This window comes from uncultured Pseudoteredinibacter sp. (assembly GCF_947500695.1).
Classification (GTDB): Bacteria; Pseudomonadota; Gammaproteobacteria; order Pseudomonadales; family Cellvibrionaceae; genus Pseudoteredinibacter.
This window is the reverse complement of record NZ_CANMSS010000003.1, coordinates 240124-255749: the sequence shown is the minus strand read 5'-3', so window position 1 is coordinate 255749 and position 15626 is coordinate 240124. Positions and strand designations below refer to the sequence as shown.

General features: G+C 45.6%; 18 protein-coding genes. 8 read left to right on the top strand and 10 right to left on the bottom strand.

Annotated elements, in window-relative coordinates; all coding sequences use genetic code 11:
• Positions 1-26: 26 nt before the first annotated feature.
• Together Q1A08_RS07775 and Q1A08_RS07770 are read right to left on the bottom strand one after the other, a co-directional pair.
• A complete protein-coding gene (locus Q1A08_RS07775) occupies positions 27-1544 on the bottom strand; it encodes a fumarate hydratase (RefSeq protein ID WP_299771541.1) in 1518 nt (505 codons plus the stop codon).
• A 123-nt stretch (positions 1545-1667) separates the two neighbouring features.
• On the bottom strand, positions 1668-2474 hold the full coding sequence (locus Q1A08_RS07770) for a hypothetical protein (protein ID WP_299771539.1): 807 nt from the start codon (positions 2472-2474) through the stop codon (positions 1668-1670).
• Positions 2475-2777: 303 nt separating this feature from the next.
• Here Q1A08_RS07770 and Q1A08_RS07765 point away from each other — a divergent pair, with 303 nt between their 5' ends.
• Together Q1A08_RS07765 and Q1A08_RS07760 are read left to right on the top strand one after the other, a co-directional pair.
• The gene (locus Q1A08_RS07765; RefSeq protein WP_299771537.1) at positions 2778-3446 is read left to right on the top strand and encodes an outer membrane beta-barrel protein; all 669 of its coding nucleotides are present in this window, start codon (positions 2778-2780) and stop codon (positions 3444-3446) included.
• Between the two features lie 164 nt (positions 3447-3610).
• A complete protein-coding gene (locus Q1A08_RS07760; protein ID WP_299771535.1) occupies positions 3611-4516 on the top strand; it encodes an AraC family transcriptional regulator in 906 nt (301 codons plus the stop codon).
• 77 nt (positions 4517-4593) lie between these two features.
• On the opposite strand, the gene sodB is transcribed toward Q1A08_RS07760, so the two are convergent.
• A complete protein-coding gene (gene sodB / locus Q1A08_RS07755; RefSeq protein ID WP_299771533.1) occupies positions 4594-5175 on the bottom strand; it encodes a superoxide dismutase [Fe] in 582 nt (193 codons plus the stop codon).
• 244 nt (positions 5176-5419) lie between these two features.
• Here sodB and Q1A08_RS07750 point away from each other — a divergent pair, with 244 nt between their 5' ends.
• From Q1A08_RS07750 to Q1A08_RS21495, 3 genes are read left to right on the top strand one after another with little or no spacing between them, the layout of a single operon-like run.
• Positions 5420-5602 (top strand): hypothetical protein, encoded by a 183-nt coding sequence (locus tag Q1A08_RS07750; RefSeq protein WP_299771532.1) that lies wholly within the window; start codon positions 5420-5422, stop codon positions 5600-5602.
• A gap of 29 nt (positions 5603-5631) precedes the next feature.
• Complete coding sequence (gene sodN, locus Q1A08_RS07745; protein WP_299771530.1) at positions 5632-6123, top strand: superoxide dismutase, Ni; 492 nt, start codon at positions 5632-5634, stop codon at positions 6121-6123.
• Between the two features lie 6 nt (positions 6124-6129).
• The gene (locus Q1A08_RS21495) at positions 6130-6411 is read left to right on the top strand and encodes a S24/S26 family peptidase (RefSeq protein WP_363323506.1); all 282 of its coding nucleotides are present in this window, start codon (positions 6130-6132) and stop codon (positions 6409-6411) included.
• 27 nt (positions 6412-6438) lie between these two features.
• Here Q1A08_RS21495 and Q1A08_RS07740 read toward each other — a convergent pair whose 3' ends face one another.
• Complete coding sequence (locus Q1A08_RS07740) at positions 6439-7437, bottom strand: ChaN family lipoprotein (RefSeq protein WP_299771528.1); 999 nt, start codon at positions 7435-7437, stop codon at positions 6439-6441.
• Positions 7438-7630: 193 nt separating this feature from the next.
• Here Q1A08_RS07740 and zigA point away from each other — a divergent pair, with 193 nt between their 5' ends.
• Together zigA and Q1A08_RS07730 are read left to right on the top strand one after the other, a co-directional pair.
• The gene (gene zigA, locus Q1A08_RS07735; RefSeq protein ID WP_299771526.1) at positions 7631-8830 is read left to right on the top strand and encodes a zinc metallochaperone GTPase ZigA; all 1200 of its coding nucleotides are present in this window, start codon (positions 7631-7633) and stop codon (positions 8828-8830) included.
• Between the two features lie 32 nt (positions 8831-8862).
• On the top strand, positions 8863-9270 hold the full coding sequence (locus Q1A08_RS07730; RefSeq protein WP_299771524.1) for a TraR/DksA C4-type zinc finger protein: 408 nt from the start codon (positions 8863-8865) through the stop codon (positions 9268-9270).
• Positions 9271-9300: 30 nt separating this feature from the next.
• Here the strand turns inward: Q1A08_RS07730 and Q1A08_RS07725 are convergent, their stop codons facing one another.
• From Q1A08_RS07725 to Q1A08_RS07700, 6 genes are all read right to left on the bottom strand, one after another.
• Positions 9301-9750 (bottom strand): hypothetical protein, encoded by a 450-nt coding sequence (locus Q1A08_RS07725; RefSeq protein WP_299771522.1) that lies wholly within the window; start codon positions 9748-9750, stop codon positions 9301-9303.
• A 172-nt stretch (positions 9751-9922) separates the two neighbouring features.
• Entirely contained in the window at positions 9923-10660 is a 738-nt protein-coding gene (locus Q1A08_RS07720; RefSeq protein WP_299771521.1) for an AraC family transcriptional regulator, read from the bottom strand.
• 334 nt (positions 10661-10994) lie between these two features.
• Positions 10995-12647 (bottom strand): chaperonin GroEL, encoded by a 1653-nt coding sequence (gene groL / locus Q1A08_RS07715; protein ID WP_299771892.1) that lies wholly within the window; start codon positions 12645-12647, stop codon positions 10995-10997.
• A 53-nt stretch (positions 12648-12700) separates the two neighbouring features.
• Positions 12701-12994: a co-chaperone GroES gene (locus Q1A08_RS07710; protein ID WP_299771519.1), complete on the bottom strand. Its 294-nt coding sequence runs from the start codon at positions 12992-12994 to the stop codon at positions 12701-12703.
• A 573-nt stretch (positions 12995-13567) separates the two neighbouring features.
• On the bottom strand, positions 13568-14080 hold the full coding sequence (locus Q1A08_RS07705) for an FxsA family protein (RefSeq protein ID WP_299771517.1): 513 nt from the start codon (positions 14078-14080) through the stop codon (positions 13568-13570).
• 105 nt (positions 14081-14185) lie between these two features.
• Positions 14186-15193, bottom strand: coding sequence for a DUF481 domain-containing protein (locus Q1A08_RS07700; protein ID WP_299771515.1), 1008 nt, complete (start codon positions 15191-15193; stop codon positions 14186-14188).
• A gap of 27 nt (positions 15194-15220) precedes the next feature.
• Here Q1A08_RS07700 and Q1A08_RS07695 point away from each other — a divergent pair, with 27 nt between their 5' ends.
• Positions 15221-15526, top strand: a complete 306-nt coding sequence (locus tag Q1A08_RS07695) for an MGMT family protein (RefSeq protein WP_299771513.1) — start codon at positions 15221-15223, stop codon at positions 15524-15526.
• Positions 15527-15626: the final 100 nt, after the last annotated feature.

Below are 15626 nucleotides of genomic sequence, written 5' to 3'. Positions count from 1 at the left end.
TAAACAGCTAATTAATTGAAGAAGGATTATTTAACTTCAATAACGCCTTCTTCAATTTTTGCTTGCCAAATTTTCGGACCAGTCTGGTGAGCAGATTCACCGGTACTGTCAACTGCTACGGTTACCGGCATATCTTTGATATCAAACTCATAGATAGCTTCCATACCAAGATCTTCAAAACCCGCAACCTTAGAAGCCTTGATGGCCTTAGATACCAAGTAAGCCGAACCACCCACTGCCATTAGATAAACCGCCTTGTTATCTTTAATAGCTTCGATAGCAAGCTCACCGCGCTCAGCTTTACCGACCATGCCAATTAGACCAGTTTCTTCCAGCATAGTGCGAGTAAACTTATCCATGCGAGTAGCGGTTGTAGGACCAGCAGGGCCAACAACTTCTTCACGTACTGGGTCTACCGGGCCAACGTAGTAAATAAACTTATTGGTGAAATCAACGGGTAGTTTTTCACCCTTAGCGATCATATCCACCATACGTTTATGGGCAGCGTCGCGGCCAGTGTACATTTTGCCGGATAGCAAAACAGTTTCACCAGTTTTCCACTCTTGAATGTCTTCTTTAGTAAGCTCATCCAAATTCACGCGACGAGCATCACCCACTTCCCAAGTAATCTCAGGCCAATCGTCTAAACTAGGAGGCGTTTGTAAAGATGGACCAGAACCATCTAAGGTAAACTTAGCCAAACGAGTCGCCGCACAGTTTGGAATAATCGCCACTGGCTTGTTGGCCGCGTGGGTTGGGCAATCTTTTACTTTGATGTCTAGAACCGTGGTTAAACCACCTAAGCCCTGAGCACCAATGCCTAGCTTATTCACTTTATCGAACAACTCTAAGCGCAATTCTTCAGCACGATTGCTCGCACCGGCTTCTTGTAGATCGTGAATATCGATAGGGTCAAGCAATGACTCTTTCGCCATTGCCAGAGCTTTATCTGCAGTACCACCGATACCAATACCTAGGATACCAGGCGGACACCAACCAGCACCCATAGTCGGCACCATCTTCAATACCCAATCGACAACATTGTCAGAAGGGTTCAGCATGGCAAATTTCGTTTTGGCTTCGCTACCGCCGCCTTTGGCTACAACATGCACATCAACTTTATCACCAGGGACAATTTTGTAGGTGATCATTGCTGGAGTGTTATCACCGGTGTTTTTACGGGCACCGTCTGGGTCGGCCAAAACCGAAGCGCGCAGCTTGTTATCTGGGTGGTTATAAGCCCGACGAACACCTTCGTTTACCATATCCTCTAGGCTCATATCGCCCTCCCACTGCACGTTCATGCCCACTTTCAGGAATACAGAAACAATACCGGTATCCTGACAGATCGGACGATGGCCTTCGGCACACATACGAGAGTTAATCAGGATCTGCGCCATAGCGTCTTTCGCCGCTGGGTTAGCTTCCTTTTCATAGGCACGGTGAACGGCCTGAATAAAGTCTACCGGATGGTAGTAGGAAATAAACTGAAGGGCATCTGCGACACTGTCGATCAGATCCTGGGGACGAATCACGGTAGTCATGGTGTTCTCTCTAATCTAGTTAGGCTAATTTCTACTATGGTTAAACTGTACGTTATCTGCGGCTGCAGCAGGGCGAAGCTTTAAGCTTCCTTTAACTCCCTTACAGCTCTAATTATAGCTCAGCTACGCGGCTGGTTTAGTGCCAGCTTGCACAGCATCTAAGCGTTTCTTGATGTTCAGTAGTTCTCTATTGGTGGTTTTACGGTAAACCGTAATGGACTCAATAGATTCCTCATTTTGCTTCACACGCTCAAGAATGCCATTACGCAATTGGTCTAATTGCAAAGCCTGAGCTTCTACATCACTCAAAGCGCTTTGTAAGTCCTTAGCGCGCTGCTGCAGGCTAGCCTCAGCTTGTGCTAGGCGTTTTTCCTGACCAGTACTAAGGGTTTCCAGCTTGCTTAAGCTATCCGCTTGGCTTGCAGAAGTTTTAGCAGCCTTAGAGGCCTCGCTCGCAGTGCTCTTTAGCTTTTTATCTAGGCTCGCCAGTTGCTTCTTATGTTGATCGATCGTTTTGCGGTTGCGATCATAGGCCACCCCCCACAACTTGCGAATCTCAGAATCTGCCCATTTTATCTTGGCGCGAATAGCCTCTACCGACTGGGTAGATTCTTCATTGGAAAAGTCGAGTTTTTGCTCCAAGGCGGCAATACGATCTTCTGCTGAGGACATAGCGGCGGCCGCTGCCTGCTTATCTTGCTGTCCCTGCCAATAGAGGTAGCCGGCAGCGCCGCTTGCTGCGAAGGCAAATAGTAGGGCGAAAAGTGCCAACCAAGAGAAAGAAGAACCCTGCGACTTAGCCGCCTTGGGCGGCGGCGCATAACTGGCCTGCTCAGATGTAACAGAATAACCAGTATTTACCTCGGCTTCGGGGGCTGCTTGAGAAGCACCCTGCTCTCCAAAAGTCGGCTCACGACGTTCAACACTCATATGACTAGCTATCCTCTTTTTACTGCCCTTATTTGATGGGCTAGCTGGTACCTTAATCAGCCCAGCATTCTACACGATCAAAGGCCGCTTCACGACACCTGTACACAAAACCACCAGTCCGCTCGAGGGTGGATTCCCCAGCAAACAAACGAAAAGTGATCTAGCAAGAAGAACTGGCTGGCACTTAATGAAAGTTAACGCTTGTTGGCTTTTCTTGGGCCCTTCGCCGTAAACGCGGATACGTTTATCCCAAATCTGAGACCTAAAATACAGCCATTGATTCAACGGACGTGGAGTATCACTATGAAATTATCAGTTAGCATGAGTCTTGCAGTATTGGCTTTGAGTTTAAACTCTCCTTTGAGCTATGCCGCTGAGCCCAAATATGATTATGTCGACATCAATGCTGGTGTGGCGGAATCGAAAATTAAAGTAGGTAATAACAGCTTTAAGTTAGACAGCAAAGCGTTTCGCACCGAGTTAAGCAAGCGTATTAATGAATACACATACGTACGTGGTGAGCTCACTCAATCACGTACGGATGACAGCGCCAACTCCGGCAATATACGTTTATCGCTGGATGACAAAGAAACCAATGCGAATGTTTCATTAGGTGTAATCGCAAAGCTAGACCCAAGTAATCATCTAAACTTCGAATTAGGCATGAACCACAATGATCACAAAGATCATGGCAGCTTAAAAATCGATAAAGCCATCGAGCCTTTTAGAGGATCTGGTAAAGAGACCGATGTACTTTGGTCAGTAGCTTGGAAAACCGCCATTAGCGATGGCTGGGAACTCAATGTCCGCTATACTAAAGCAGGAGATGTGAGTAGCTGGAAGCTCAACAGCCCTATCGCTATTAGCAAAGATGTATCTCTAGATTTGGCTCTTATTCACGGCAAAGACGATAGCGATAAGCGTCGCTATGAATCCAATGCCGCCACCATTGGCTTAAGATTCCACTTCTAAGCGATAGACGACCTTTCAACGACTCTCCTCTAGGCTATGGTTTATCCATAGCCTCTTTTTGTTCAGCCACTATGAACTGAATAACTTGCAAAGCTATATAGTTTGAAAGCCTATATAACTTGAAAAACGTGAATTTGCCGAACTCTGCCATAGGGAAGTCTACTATGACAAAAAAAGATGCCACTGTTTTAATTCCAGAATCTCAATTAATTGATGATCTTGCACCGCATTGGAAAAAGCGCTTTGTTAAAGCCACCCAAATCATGCAAGACCGCTTTAGCGAAAATTTAAATTGGAATGATATTGCCGATGAATGCGCCATATCACCCAGTCATTTTCACTATATGTTTAAGCTGGTATTCGGCGAATCGCCAGTTAAGTATCTTCGCCGAATGCGCCTAAAACAAGCGGTTTATAGCCTTTCCCTAGAGAAAAAAGCCGTTACAGATATCGCACTGGAAACGGGATTTTCTTCATCGCAAGCATTGGCGAAAGCCTTAAAAAGAGACCTAGGCTTATCCGCTTCTGAGATCCGACGCAGCAATCAACTAAAGGATGCCGAGTTGTGGGATCAAATTATGTTGAAGCTAGGACAGCCAACAGAAAATGAAACCAGCCTTGAAAAAGCTATGTGTAAAGACATGCAATTTGAACTTGTGAGTCTCCCCGAGCGTCACTACTTCACCAGTAAGCAGCAAGGTCATAACCTCGAAAAAATCTTTGAAATCTGGTTTCAAATCACACCCAAAGACATCTCCCACGGTGTGTCTATTTACCAATGGGACGCTGCGATTTCACCGGTCTCCCAACCATTTTACGTAGGCTATGAATGCCCAGCTCACTCTGCCAACAAAAGCCTTCCAGCTTCTCACTACCTGTGCACCAAAGTACGAATAGACTCCGGCACAGCTTATGCCGCTGCTTGGGATGCGCTATACAGTCACTTGCTAGAGCAAGATTTAGAAGCTGATTATGAAGCCGAGGTTATGGAGTTGATGAGTAATCTAAGAGATTATGAATCAAGAGAGATGGAAGTTACGCTGTATCTTCCAGTTAAAGTAAAAGACTAAAGACAAATAATTGATCTACCAAAAACAAAACCGCCAGCAAAGCTGGCGGTTTTAGTACAAATAAACTGTACTCGTAATTACGCCATGTTAGCGTTAACGAAGTCCCAGTTTACAAGCGCCCAGAAAGCGTTCATGTAGTTAGGACGCGCATTACGGTAATCGATGTAGTAAGCGTGCTCCCACAAATCAACGGTCAATAGCGGAGTTACACCTTCGTCAGTCAATGGAGTGGCTGCATTGCTGGTGTTTACAATAGCTACACTGCCATCAGCATTCTGTACCAACCAAGTCCAAGAAGAACCAAAGTTGTTAACGGCTGAAGTAGTGAAAGCTTCTTTAAAGGCTTCGAAAGAACCAAAAGCTTCGTTGATTTTATCAGCAACAGCACCAGTAGCTTCGCCACCACCATTTGGGCTTAAGCAGTTCCAGTAGAAGCTGTGGTTCCAGATTTGAGCAGCGTTGTTGAACACACCACCATCTGAAGACTTAACGATTTCTTCTAGAGTCTTGCCTTCGAACTCAGTACCTGGGATCAAACCATTTAGCTTGGTCACATAGGTTTGATGATGCTTGCCATAGTGATACTCAAGGGTTTCAGCAGAGATATGAGGTGCCAGGGCATCCTGGGCGTAAGGCAAAGCAGGTAATTCAATGGACATAGTCGTTTCCTTATCTTGCGGCTATCGGTTATCGGTATCAGGGTTTGTCTCGAATTATCAGTATCGAGTAATGGGGCTAATTTTAGCATCTTTTGCTTTTTGATTTACCGAATCCTAATAAATTTTTTCTATGGTGATTTGGAGCAGCCACTCTTAATTAATATTGCAAATCACTTACATTCGCATTAGCATCAATGTGTAATCACTCATGCAATATCACGCTAAACCACAGGGGAGCCCCTTTATGAAAAAATACCTACTTGCCGCTAGCCTTGGAGCCAGCCAAATTGCCTTAGCCCATCCAGGTCACGACCACCAGCACTGGGCCGCAGAGCCTATCCATATTCTTACCGCCATTGCGATCACGGCCGTTATTGGCACGGCGTTCTATATCGCCCGCAAGCAAAAAGCGAAAAACCACGATTAATGAAAAGCCTGCTAACAAAAGGAATAACCATGCATAAGCTATTGTCTTTGTTCGACAAAACCATCCCCAGCGCCAGCGCCCACTGCGATATCCCCTGTGGTATTTATGATCCAGCTATCGCGCAAATTGCCGCTTTAACCGCTATTCGCATGATCGACCAAATTAATGAGCTGGCTGCAAAAGGCGAACTTAGCCTTGCTGATCAAGCCAAGCTTGGCCGCCTAGTTGCTGAAAAAGAAAGCCACTGCAATAAAGCTAAAGAAGAGATTCGCATTATCTGGGGTGATTATTTTAAAGCGCCGCAGTTTGAGAAGTTTCCTGGCACCCACGAGCTTGCCCATAACATCATGCTGCAAGGCTCAAAAGTTCGTCAACATATCGATCGCGATATGGCTGTTGAGTTTCTAAATTTAATTAATCAATTTGCCGAAAACTTTTGGGCGACTAAAGGTGTTGAAACCTACACCGCCACCTGCCCTTATGCTCCAGCCGAGCAAGTGGTATACCCAAAGCTAGCCTAAGTTTTCATGCTGAAGATTTTTAAGATTACTGGTAACAGTATGAGCCCCCGTTTTAATGACGGGGACTACCTTCTACTATTCACACTTTACCAAAAATCAAGGCCGGGCCAGTTTTTGGTTTATGACCACCCCACGATAGGGCCCATATTCAAACAAGTTTGTGAAGTAACGGAAGGCGGAAGTTTTTATCTTAAAAGCCTTAATTCAGCGGGTGTTAGCAGCGAAGATATAGGGCTGTGCCAAACGGAAAATATCATTGGCAGAATGCTTTGGCATTTTTATCCTTAATGGGGATCTGCCCCCGGCTTTAGCGACTTACTTACTCTCTCCACAATCGAGCTTACTACGCTTATGCCCAACCATTACTGCATTACGCTCTTCTTTGTTTACCCACATTGGCGGTAACTCTTCAACAACTAAGCGGTAGTCATTCCCGCTCAATTTTTCATCTGCAGTGACCGCAGTAATATAAGCAATTTTTAAATTTGGTTTTAATTTCAGAAGCTCAGCCCCTGTGCCCAATCCGCCTTCCGTATGGAAACGTCCAGCAACATGAAATATTCGACGATTAGGGTTTTTATCCAAATGCAAAGCAATAGATTCAGCCATTGTGGCATCCCATGTCATTTGGGCGCCAAACATTTTAGCAATGCGTTCTTCGGATAAGCTCATACCCTTCATATTGCCCAAGAACTTTTCACGGTAAGGTGATTCACTGATATCCACCTTGGCGGCCACCATTGCACGCTCATCCGTTGCCAAACCATCTAGATAGGCTGGCCCAATTCGACCAACGCACTTCACATGGTTCCTTGGGGCATTTGCGGCAATAACAGGTAGTTTGTTGTGACGGGCAATTTCCACCATAGGGCGGTAATCACTTTTATAATTGTCCCAGGCCTTGGTGTTTTTGAGTAAAGTACTCTCACCAATTTCACCTGCTAGGTAGCGATTAAGCTCTGCTTGATCGGCACGCGTAAAATGCTCCATTGCTAAGCTGAGCGGGCGCTCTTGTGCTACCAAGGCCGCCATCAATTTGGCTTGAAATAAATGCACAGCTGGATGTGCATGCCACTCACCCACCATAAGCACATCGGCTTTATCGATCTCGGAAAGTAGCTGTGCTAATTCAATGGTCTCACTCGCGCTATTTTGCAGTTGGTAGTCGTATAAATTGGCTACAGATTCCACCTTCCCTCCCTTTATCACAATCGATTTGGATATTGGCGCAGTGCCAGAGCAGGCACTTAGTAATAGAGATAATGGTAACAACACAAAAGAAGTTTTGCGCATAGACGGCTTAAGCCAAGACATGATTAACCCCAACTAAAAGGGCGTTATTTTATCTCCTAAACCTACACACAGCAATGATTATCAATTACATCTGCAAGTAATTCCCAAAAACTTCAATGCTAGCCCCCTAGACATTAGCCCGACAAAGCGCTTCTAGCACAATTGGATATAATATGTCATACCAAGAAAAGCTAGCCTGTAGAGATATATAACAATGAATCAACTGCCCGTAACCGTACTATCCGGCTTCCTCGGCGCCGGTAAAACAACGGTACTCAGCCACATCCTCAATAATCGCCAAGGTAAAAAAGTGGCTGTAATCGTCAATGATATGAGTGAAATCAATATCGATGCCGCCACCGTTCAAAGCGAAGTATCACTTAGCCATCAAGAAGAAAAGTTGGTAGAGATGAGTAATGGTTGCATCTGTTGCACCTTGCGGGAAGATTTACTACTCGAAGTCAGCAAGCTCGCGCGGGAAGGACGGTTCGATTATTTAGTGATTGAATCCACTGGCATTTCAGAGCCTCTACCGGTAGCAGAGACATTTACCTTCGCCGATGAAAACGGAACATCCCTATCTGATGTCGCCTTGCTTGATACCATGGTAACCGTAGTCGATGCCGTTAATTTTTTAAAGGATTACGACGAAGCAAAATATCTGCAAGATGTGGGCGAATCATTAGGCGAAGACGATGAACGCAGCGTCGCTGATTTGCTGGTTGATCAAGTCGAGTTCGCCGACGTAATACTAATTAGCAAGACTGATTTAATCGAAGAAAAAGATTTAAAACGATTAAGCGCTATTTTAAAAACCCTCAACACCCACGCAAAAATCATCCCGATTGCCAACGGGCAAATCGATATTAACGAGGTATTAAATACTGGCTTATTCGATTTTGATCGCGCACAGCAAGCACCTGGCTGGCTAAAAGAACTACGTGGTGAACACGTACCAGAAACTGAAGAGTACGGCATAGCCAGCTTTAGCTATCTCGCCCGCCGCCCCTTCCACCCCGAAAAGTTTTATCGTTTTCTTCACAACAGCGAAACCTTCGGCAAGCTTATTCGCTCCAAGGGATACTTCTGGTTGGCAACACGCCCAGAGTTTGCTGGCCAATGGAGCCAAGCAGGTGGCATCGCCCACTACGGTTTTGCCGGCATGTTTTGGAAAGCTATTCCCAAAGCGAACTGGCCTACAGACCCAGAGTATTTGGAGTCTATAGAAAAAAGCTGGGAGGAACCTTTCGGGGACATGCGTCAGGAGTTGGTTTTTATCGGTCAGGGTCTAAACCAAGAAGCCATGATCGATGCATTGGATAGCTGCTTGCTTAGCGAGGAAGAAGTACTGCAAGGTAAATCATACTGGTTGCAACTGTCAGATCCATTTCCTGTCTGGCAACAAGAAGCATAATTTTAAAAAGCCGAACCCCTAATGGAGCATCAATGCTAAGCGAAGATCAAATCAAAGCCGCGCCCGATTCTGATTACATGAACGAGGCGCAATTAGAGTTTTTTAAACAGCTCCTGCTCGATCTTTACGATTCAACCAGCGCTCGCATAGAGCAAGCCAAACAACAAATGGCAACCCCCATCGATCTTAACGATGAAAATGACCGGGCATCTATGGAGGAGCAAAACAGTATTTCACTGCGAATATTTGAACGGGAACAACGCTTGCTGCCCAAAATACAGCAGTCCCTAAAACGTATTCGCGAAGGCGATTACGGATACTGTTTAGAATCTGGTGACCCAATTGGTATTCCGAGACTCTTGCTTAGGCCAACCGCTGAGTATTGTGCCGAAGTAAAAGCGATCCAAGAAACGAAGGAGCAACTTTATAGCAAACTTTAATAGCAAGATTTATCTCTTGTAATCTTTTCACTAAAGTAAAGCATGACCTATAATTGAAAACGCTATATAGCCGTACCCAATGGTTACTGGCATTACGCCGATACAAATAAAAACACCCGTTTTTCGGGTGATACCTCCCCTTAACTCATCTGGTTTTTTCATCGCCATGATAATAAACGGAGATGGGTTATATATCGCACCTATACAAGCTAGAGCAATAATTATTGTCGGTAAAGTGATATTCAATGACTGAACAGCCACATAAAACAGCCCAAGCAATCCTGCCATAATGCAATAGTCAACATGGGACCTTATCAACTGATGTGGCGAAGGGAATATTTTTTTAAAACCCTGCACTTTTAAGTAGTAAATGAGTGATACGATCCAAGCTTCTACCAGGGAAATAACAAGCACCACCGCAGCTGTTATCAAAAACCATCGACTATTCGAGTCACCAACAGACAACACTTCGTTAAACATTACATCTTTACCTCACGTTTATAATCACTCACTTAGGCTATTGAAGTGAGACTAGAAGAGAGGCTAGCTTACCAGCTTTAAAAAATGCGGACTTGTAAGATTATGCTACGACAAAAAGTAATCATCATCTTTGAGAAAGTTAAAGAAATCGAAGCTCATGAACCTATCAACCTTAGAAGTAAATATTTAGGTCTATATGCTTATTGAGAATTTGGGACGGAGCCACTCCAAATATATTTTTAAACGAATTTGAAAAGTGAGATGAATCAGAGTAACCACTGAGCAAAGCTGCATCTGTCAAATTTCCTGTTTTTGCGTATTGTTGATAGAAACAAGATAACTTTGACCATTGACGGTACTTTCTATAGCTAACCCCCATGCTTTCTGTGAACAAATGACTGTACCTAGAGCTGGACATACCTACTTTCTCAGCCAGCTCTTTCATACTTTGCTGATTTTTATCTTGATAAAAGCAGCGCAGGCTTTTTTGAATTCGCTCATCCACGGCACTATATATACTCGGCAATGAATCACGCAAAAGCTCATTAAACTCAAAGTCGTGTACTAAGTTAAGAAAACGTCGCTCACCCAAACTAGTACATGCAACATCAATTGCATATTCAGAGCCAGCTAAATAGTGAATTCGCATTCTATGGGCATCCAAGCTTTTCGTATTTAGATAGAAAAGCGCCATAAGCTCATTACATGGCTCGACCTTATGTGAAATACCTGCATCCACAATTGCACTTGAGGTGACAACTTTTTTCCCATCTCGGAACTCAAGTTCAAACCTTCCAGATACCCCCAGAAGGAGAACTGGTGAACCATGTGAATGCCAAGAAGTGGCAGGGAATGCACCCAAAAATGAAGATCTATCCTGCCATATATTCAAACAGTTCATATTGTTCATAAATTACCAGCCTTTAACTAACCAACTAGTGCCGAAAACTAAAAATAACATAACATCTCAAATTGAAACTCAGGCAACTTAGTTAGACTTTGAACGCAACAAGATACCACCAACAGGGCTTGCTTGGGAGCCCTCCAAAGCTGTCACTCAAATCTCAGATAGTCGTTTTTTCAGGCGCCAACAGCGTTGGAGTGCACAAGCCCTTTGCTAACCTTCATTTTCCACGAAACCGACCTATGACTGAAAATACAAAAACCTTCAAAACCATCACCCAATAAAAAACCCGCAAGCTTTCACTTGCGGGTTTTTAAGAGCTTTGGGTAAAGCGGGTGGCTTACATCATGCCGCCCATTCCACCCATTCCGCCCATGCCGCCCATATCTGGCATGCCGCCACCGGCGCCAGCTTCGGCAGGCTGATCCGCTACCATTGCTTCGGTAGTGATCATTAGGCCAGCGATAGAGCCAGCAGCTTGTAGTGCGCTACGGGTTACTTTAGCTGGATCTAGGATACCCATTTCCAACATGTCGCCGTACTCACCAGTACCAGCATTGTAGCCCTGGTTACCTTCAGCTTGCTTCACCTTATCGGCAACAACAGAAGACTCATCGCCAGCGTTGCTTACGATTTGACGCAGTGGAGCTTCCATCGCGCGACGGGCAATGCCAACACCAGCAGTCTGGTCTTCGTTAGCACCTTCCAAGTCAGCGATAGCGGCAACAGCGCGTAGCAAGGCAGTACCACCACCAGGCACTACACCTTCTTCTACGGCAGCGCGAGTTGCATGCAATGCATCTTCAACACGAGCTTTCTTCTCTTTCATTTCTACTTCAGTAGCAGCGCCAACCTTAATTACTGCAACACCGCCAGCTAATTTAGCTACGCGCTCTTGTAGTTTTTCACGGTCGTAATCAGAAGAAGTATCTTCGATTTGAGCACGAATCTGAGCAACACGTGCTTCGATCTCAGATGCTTCACCAGCACCGTCAACGATGGTGGTATTTTCTTTGCTCATGGTTACACGCTTAGCGGTACCTAGGTGCTCAAGAGTAGTGCTTTCTAGATCTAAGCCTACTTCTTCAGAGATCACAGTCGCGCCAGTTAGGGTAGCGATGTCTTGCAACATGGCTTTACGACGATCACCGAAACCAGGTGCTTTACAAGCTGCAACTTTAACGATGCCACGCATGTTGTTTACAACCAAAGTAGCTAGCGCTTCGCCTTCAACATCTTCAGCGATAATGATTAGTGGCTTACCGGCTTTTGCAACGGCTTCCAAAGTTGGTAGCAATTCGCGGATGTTGGAGATTTTCTTATCAACCAACAATAGGAATGGCGCTTCGTGCTCTACAGCCATGCTCTCTTGGTTGGTAATGAAGTAAGGCGATAGGTAGCCGCGATCGAACTGCATACCTTCTACTACGTCTAGTTCGTTCTCTAGTGCGTTACCTTCTTCAACGGTGATTACGCCTTCTTTACCCACTTTATCCATGGCTTCAGCGATGATTTCGCCAACAGAAGAATCGTCGTTTGCAGAAACAGTACCTACCTGTGCGATAGATTTGCTATCAGCACAAGGCTGAGCGATTGATTTGATGTGCTCTACAGCAGCGACAACGGCTTTATCGATACCGCGCTTAAGATCCATTGGGTTCATACCGGCTGCAACAGACTTCAAGCCTTCGTTTACGATAGCCTGAGCCAATACAGTTGCAGTAGTAGTACCGTCACCAGCGTCATCGTTGGCTTTGGAAGCAACTTCCTTAACCATTTGCGCGCCCATGTTTTCGAACTTGTCAGCCAGTTCGATATCTTTTGCTACGGATACACCGTCTTTGGTTACGGTTGGCGCACCAAATGACTTATCTAGTACTACGTTACGGCCTTTAGGGCCTAGGGTAGTTTTTACTGCGTCAGCTAGGATGTTTACACCTACCAACATTCTCTGGCGAGCTTCATCACCAAACAATACGTCTTTAGCCATGATTCAAATTTCCTTCAAATTTGTGTCTTAGGGGGTTATTGGAAGCAAGGCTCGCCTTAGCCTTCCAATACGCCGTAAATTTCGCTTTCGTTTAGGATAAGTAGCTCTTCGCCGTCTACCTGTACGGTATTGCTACCAGAGTACTTACCAAACACTACGATATCGCCTTCTTTTACTGCCAATGGGCGAACTTCGCCATTGTCAGCGATACGGCCTGTGCCTGCTGCAACAACTACACCTTGGGCTGGCTTTTCTTGCGCAGAACCCGGTAGAACGATACCGCCAGCGGAAGTAGCTTCTTCTTCCTGACGACGAACCACAACACGATCGTGTAAGGGACGAATTTTCATCAACTTTCTCCAAACGTTTACCTTCTACTGAAGGTCTATTGAACTTGATCTGGTCCAGCTCTGCGCCGGCCTAGATGTGTATATTGTGCCGCTCATAGGGGTTTCAAGCCTATGGAGGCGAAATTCTTGCGGGTTTATCCCGACTCTAGGAATGATGGGGGTCGAAATTGGGTTTTCAAGCGTTTGGAGGGATTTTTTTACGCTTCAAGAACGAAGATTTTTAGAAACGGTGGCTCCGATGAGAGTCTTAGCGCCTTTTCTGACCTGAGGGGCGCATAAATACATCCATGTAGCTCTTCTCCGGCATCCCTGCCTCCAAAGCCCTCAGGCCAGAAAAGGCGCTAAGACTCTCAGTTTAATACAGGCTTTCAAGTTAGCAGTATTCAAAGGAAATACTAATTCAAGGCTAAAAACTACAATGCCTAGCACTACGTAGAGGTTTATGTTGGGGGAGGGTGTCTAGGGGCTTTGGAGGCAGGGATGCCGGAGAAGAGCCCCAGGGACGGGTTTATGCGCCCCCTAGACACCCTTCCCCAACATAAGCCTCGGAACCGAAGCCCCTATTAAGCAAAACTAACGATCAGACGAGCTCCCTTGGTCAATATGCCCTTTAGGCTGATCAGCGGAGGGTTCCCACTCACCTTCGATAATATCGCCAGATTGCCCAGCGGGGCCTCGGCGGTAGCTTTGGCCACCAAAGCCCTGGCTATTGAAGGACTGAGTATGAACGGTTTGAACGTGTAGGTTTTTAACCACCAAAGCGATTAAAGCGGTACGAAGACCTGGAATTAAACAAGCAAAGCCGATCGCATCAGTAATAAAGCCAGGGGTAAGAAGCAAAGCACCTCCCACTGCCAAACAGATACCTTCAGCCATCTCTTTAGCTGGCATTTGGCCGCTTTCCATCTTAGTGCGGGCCTGTAGAAGGGTTTTTAGGCCTTGCCTACGAAGCAACCAGGTGCCAATGATCGCCGTTAAGAAAACCAGCGCAATGGTGTTTAAGCCGCCAATTTGCCCGCCAACCTGAATGAGTAGCCATAGCTCCAACACTGGCATAACGACAAACAACAAAAATAAACCACGCACCTTGATAACCTCGCTAATTAGAACAAGCTTGCAATAACACCAAGCTTTATATCTTAGATATGGCCCTTAAGTATCCAATAACAAGCGTACTTAGCCAATCTTAACCTACCATTGGTAGGCAACTCCTACAGTTAGACGAGTATCTTTACGTTTTGCTCCCTCAGCGGGCATATTATCGAAATCGTATTGGAATTTAAGATCCGAAGATAAACCGTAGCCCAACGGCACCTTTAAGCCGGTTTCACTATCAATTTCCCAATCTTCAGCCATCTGCATGGAATAGCTGAGTTTGTGCTTGTGAAACAAAGTTGCCGAAAACGGCAGGCGATAATCCAGCTGCAGCGCCCACTGCCAGTTAAGGCGCTCTTCAGCCTCGGTAGCCCCTGTTTGCTCTTCGTTTTGCAGATTCAAACCGCTTTCCAAGGCCAAACTGAGATCTTGCCTTTTAAACCACTGATAACCCACCCCCAAACCAAGGCCGTAGCGCTGATCTATATTCTTGGATTCCAGCATCTCAGTACTGACATCGCTGTATAAGAACCAACGCTCTTTAAAAAACCAATCTAACTGGTAAGCCAACTTATAGTCTTCGGTCTGTTCTGATTGCAGAAGCTTATCGGTGTTATCGTATTTGAAATCGGCCTCATGGCGATAGTCGCCATGTTCAGCACCAAGCTTGGCCGCCACATCCCAATCATCTTCTTCCTTATTACCGCGCGAGAGCACACCGGCCACCGCCAAGCTGCCATTTATATCGATATCTTTGGTATAGAATTTCTCAAAGGGCTCTACTTGATCAACCGCTAGTAAATCTACCTTGTTGCCCTGCTCCTCAGAGCAGCTGTAATGCATCACGCCATCAGTTACCGAAGTAATGCTGCAAGCATCTTTGCGACCTTGGATTTTGACCAGGGTATCGCTGTTAAAGCTTTCCACTTTATTTAAGGGTACTTTTAGCTCGCCCAGCATCGGTGACTGCCAGCGTAGAGTATTGCCCTCGATTCCGAGCAAATCCCCCTGTAAGCTATCACCATTCAGTAAAGTTAAACGTGCAGCCTGGCTAAGATTGCAGGCTAGCAGGTAAATAAGAAAAATAGTGCTTAATCGAATCATCTTTTAAGTAAATGAGTTTTATAAATAATGTCGATGGAAGAATTCTCCCAAGCGGTGTACCAAATCGTGGCAGCCATCCCCAAAGGCAAAGTGGCAAGCTACGGCCAAGTCGCCAAACTAGCGGGCTACCCCAATCATAGCCGGCACGTTGGCAAGTTGATGGGGCGCTTACCTAAGGGCAGCAAGATACCTTGGTTTCGGGTACTCAATAGCCAGGGAAAAATTTCACTCGCCCCCGGCCCAGCCTATCAGCGCCAACACGAATTATTGCTGGGCGAAGGGGTCGAGTTTATTGGGGAGCGAGTTGCCAAAGGCTGCCGCTGGCAACCTTAACTCTTAGGTATCCGCCAAAAGAATAGATTCTAAGTAAGTTGGCGACCTATTGCTTAGTTATTTTGAAATCACTCAAGAAATTCTAATGTTAAAAACGGAG

Excerpts from the sequence above, each read along its gene's own strand:
- Q1A08_RS07775 (WP_299771541.1), bottom strand. The coding sequence starts at position 1,544 with ATGACTACCGTGATTCGTCCCCAGGATCTGATCGACAGTGTCGCAGAT.
- Q1A08_RS07770 (WP_299771539.1), bottom strand. The coding sequence starts at position 2,474 with ATGAGTGTTGAACGTCGTGAGCCGACTTTTGGAGAGCAGGGTGCTTCT.
- Q1A08_RS07765 (WP_299771537.1), top strand. The coding sequence starts at position 2,778 with ATGAAATTATCAGTTAGCATGAGTCTTGCAGTATTGGCTTTGAGTTTA.
- Q1A08_RS07760 (WP_299771535.1), top strand. The coding sequence starts at position 3,611 with ATGACAAAAAAAGATGCCACTGTTTTAATTCCAGAATCTCAATTAATT.
- sodB (WP_299771533.1), bottom strand. The coding sequence starts at position 5,175 with ATGTCCATTGAATTACCTGCTTTGCCTTACGCCCAGGATGCCCTGGCA.
- Q1A08_RS07750 (WP_299771532.1), top strand. The coding sequence starts at position 5,420 with ATGAAAAAATACCTACTTGCCGCTAGCCTTGGAGCCAGCCAAATTGCC.
- sodN (WP_299771530.1), top strand. The coding sequence starts at position 5,632 with ATGCATAAGCTATTGTCTTTGTTCGACAAAACCATCCCCAGCGCCAGC.
- Q1A08_RS21495 (WP_363323506.1), top strand. The coding sequence starts at position 6,130 with ATGCTGAAGATTTTTAAGATTACTGGTAACAGTATGAGCCCCCGTTTT.
- Q1A08_RS07740 (WP_299771528.1), bottom strand. The coding sequence starts at position 7,437 with ATGTCTTGGCTTAAGCCGTCTATGCGCAAAACTTCTTTTGTGTTGTTA.
- zigA (WP_299771526.1), top strand. The coding sequence starts at position 7,631 with ATGAATCAACTGCCCGTAACCGTACTATCCGGCTTCCTCGGCGCCGGT.
- Q1A08_RS07730 (WP_299771524.1), top strand. The coding sequence starts at position 8,863 with ATGCTAAGCGAAGATCAAATCAAAGCCGCGCCCGATTCTGATTACATG.
- Q1A08_RS07725 (WP_299771522.1), bottom strand. The coding sequence starts at position 9,750 with ATGTTTAACGAAGTGTTGTCTGTTGGTGACTCGAATAGTCGATGGTTT.
- Q1A08_RS07720 (WP_299771521.1), bottom strand. The coding sequence starts at position 10,660 with ATGAACAATATGAACTGTTTGAATATATGGCAGGATAGATCTTCATTT.
- Q1A08_RS07710 (WP_299771519.1), bottom strand. The coding sequence starts at position 12,994 with ATGAAAATTCGTCCCTTACACGATCGTGTTGTGGTTCGTCGTCAGGAA.
- Q1A08_RS07700 (WP_299771515.1), bottom strand. The coding sequence starts at position 15,193 with ATGATTCGATTAAGCACTATTTTTCTTATTTACCTGCTAGCCTGCAAT.
- Q1A08_RS07695 (WP_299771513.1), top strand. The coding sequence starts at position 15,221 with ATGTCGATGGAAGAATTCTCCCAAGCGGTGTACCAAATCGTGGCAGCC.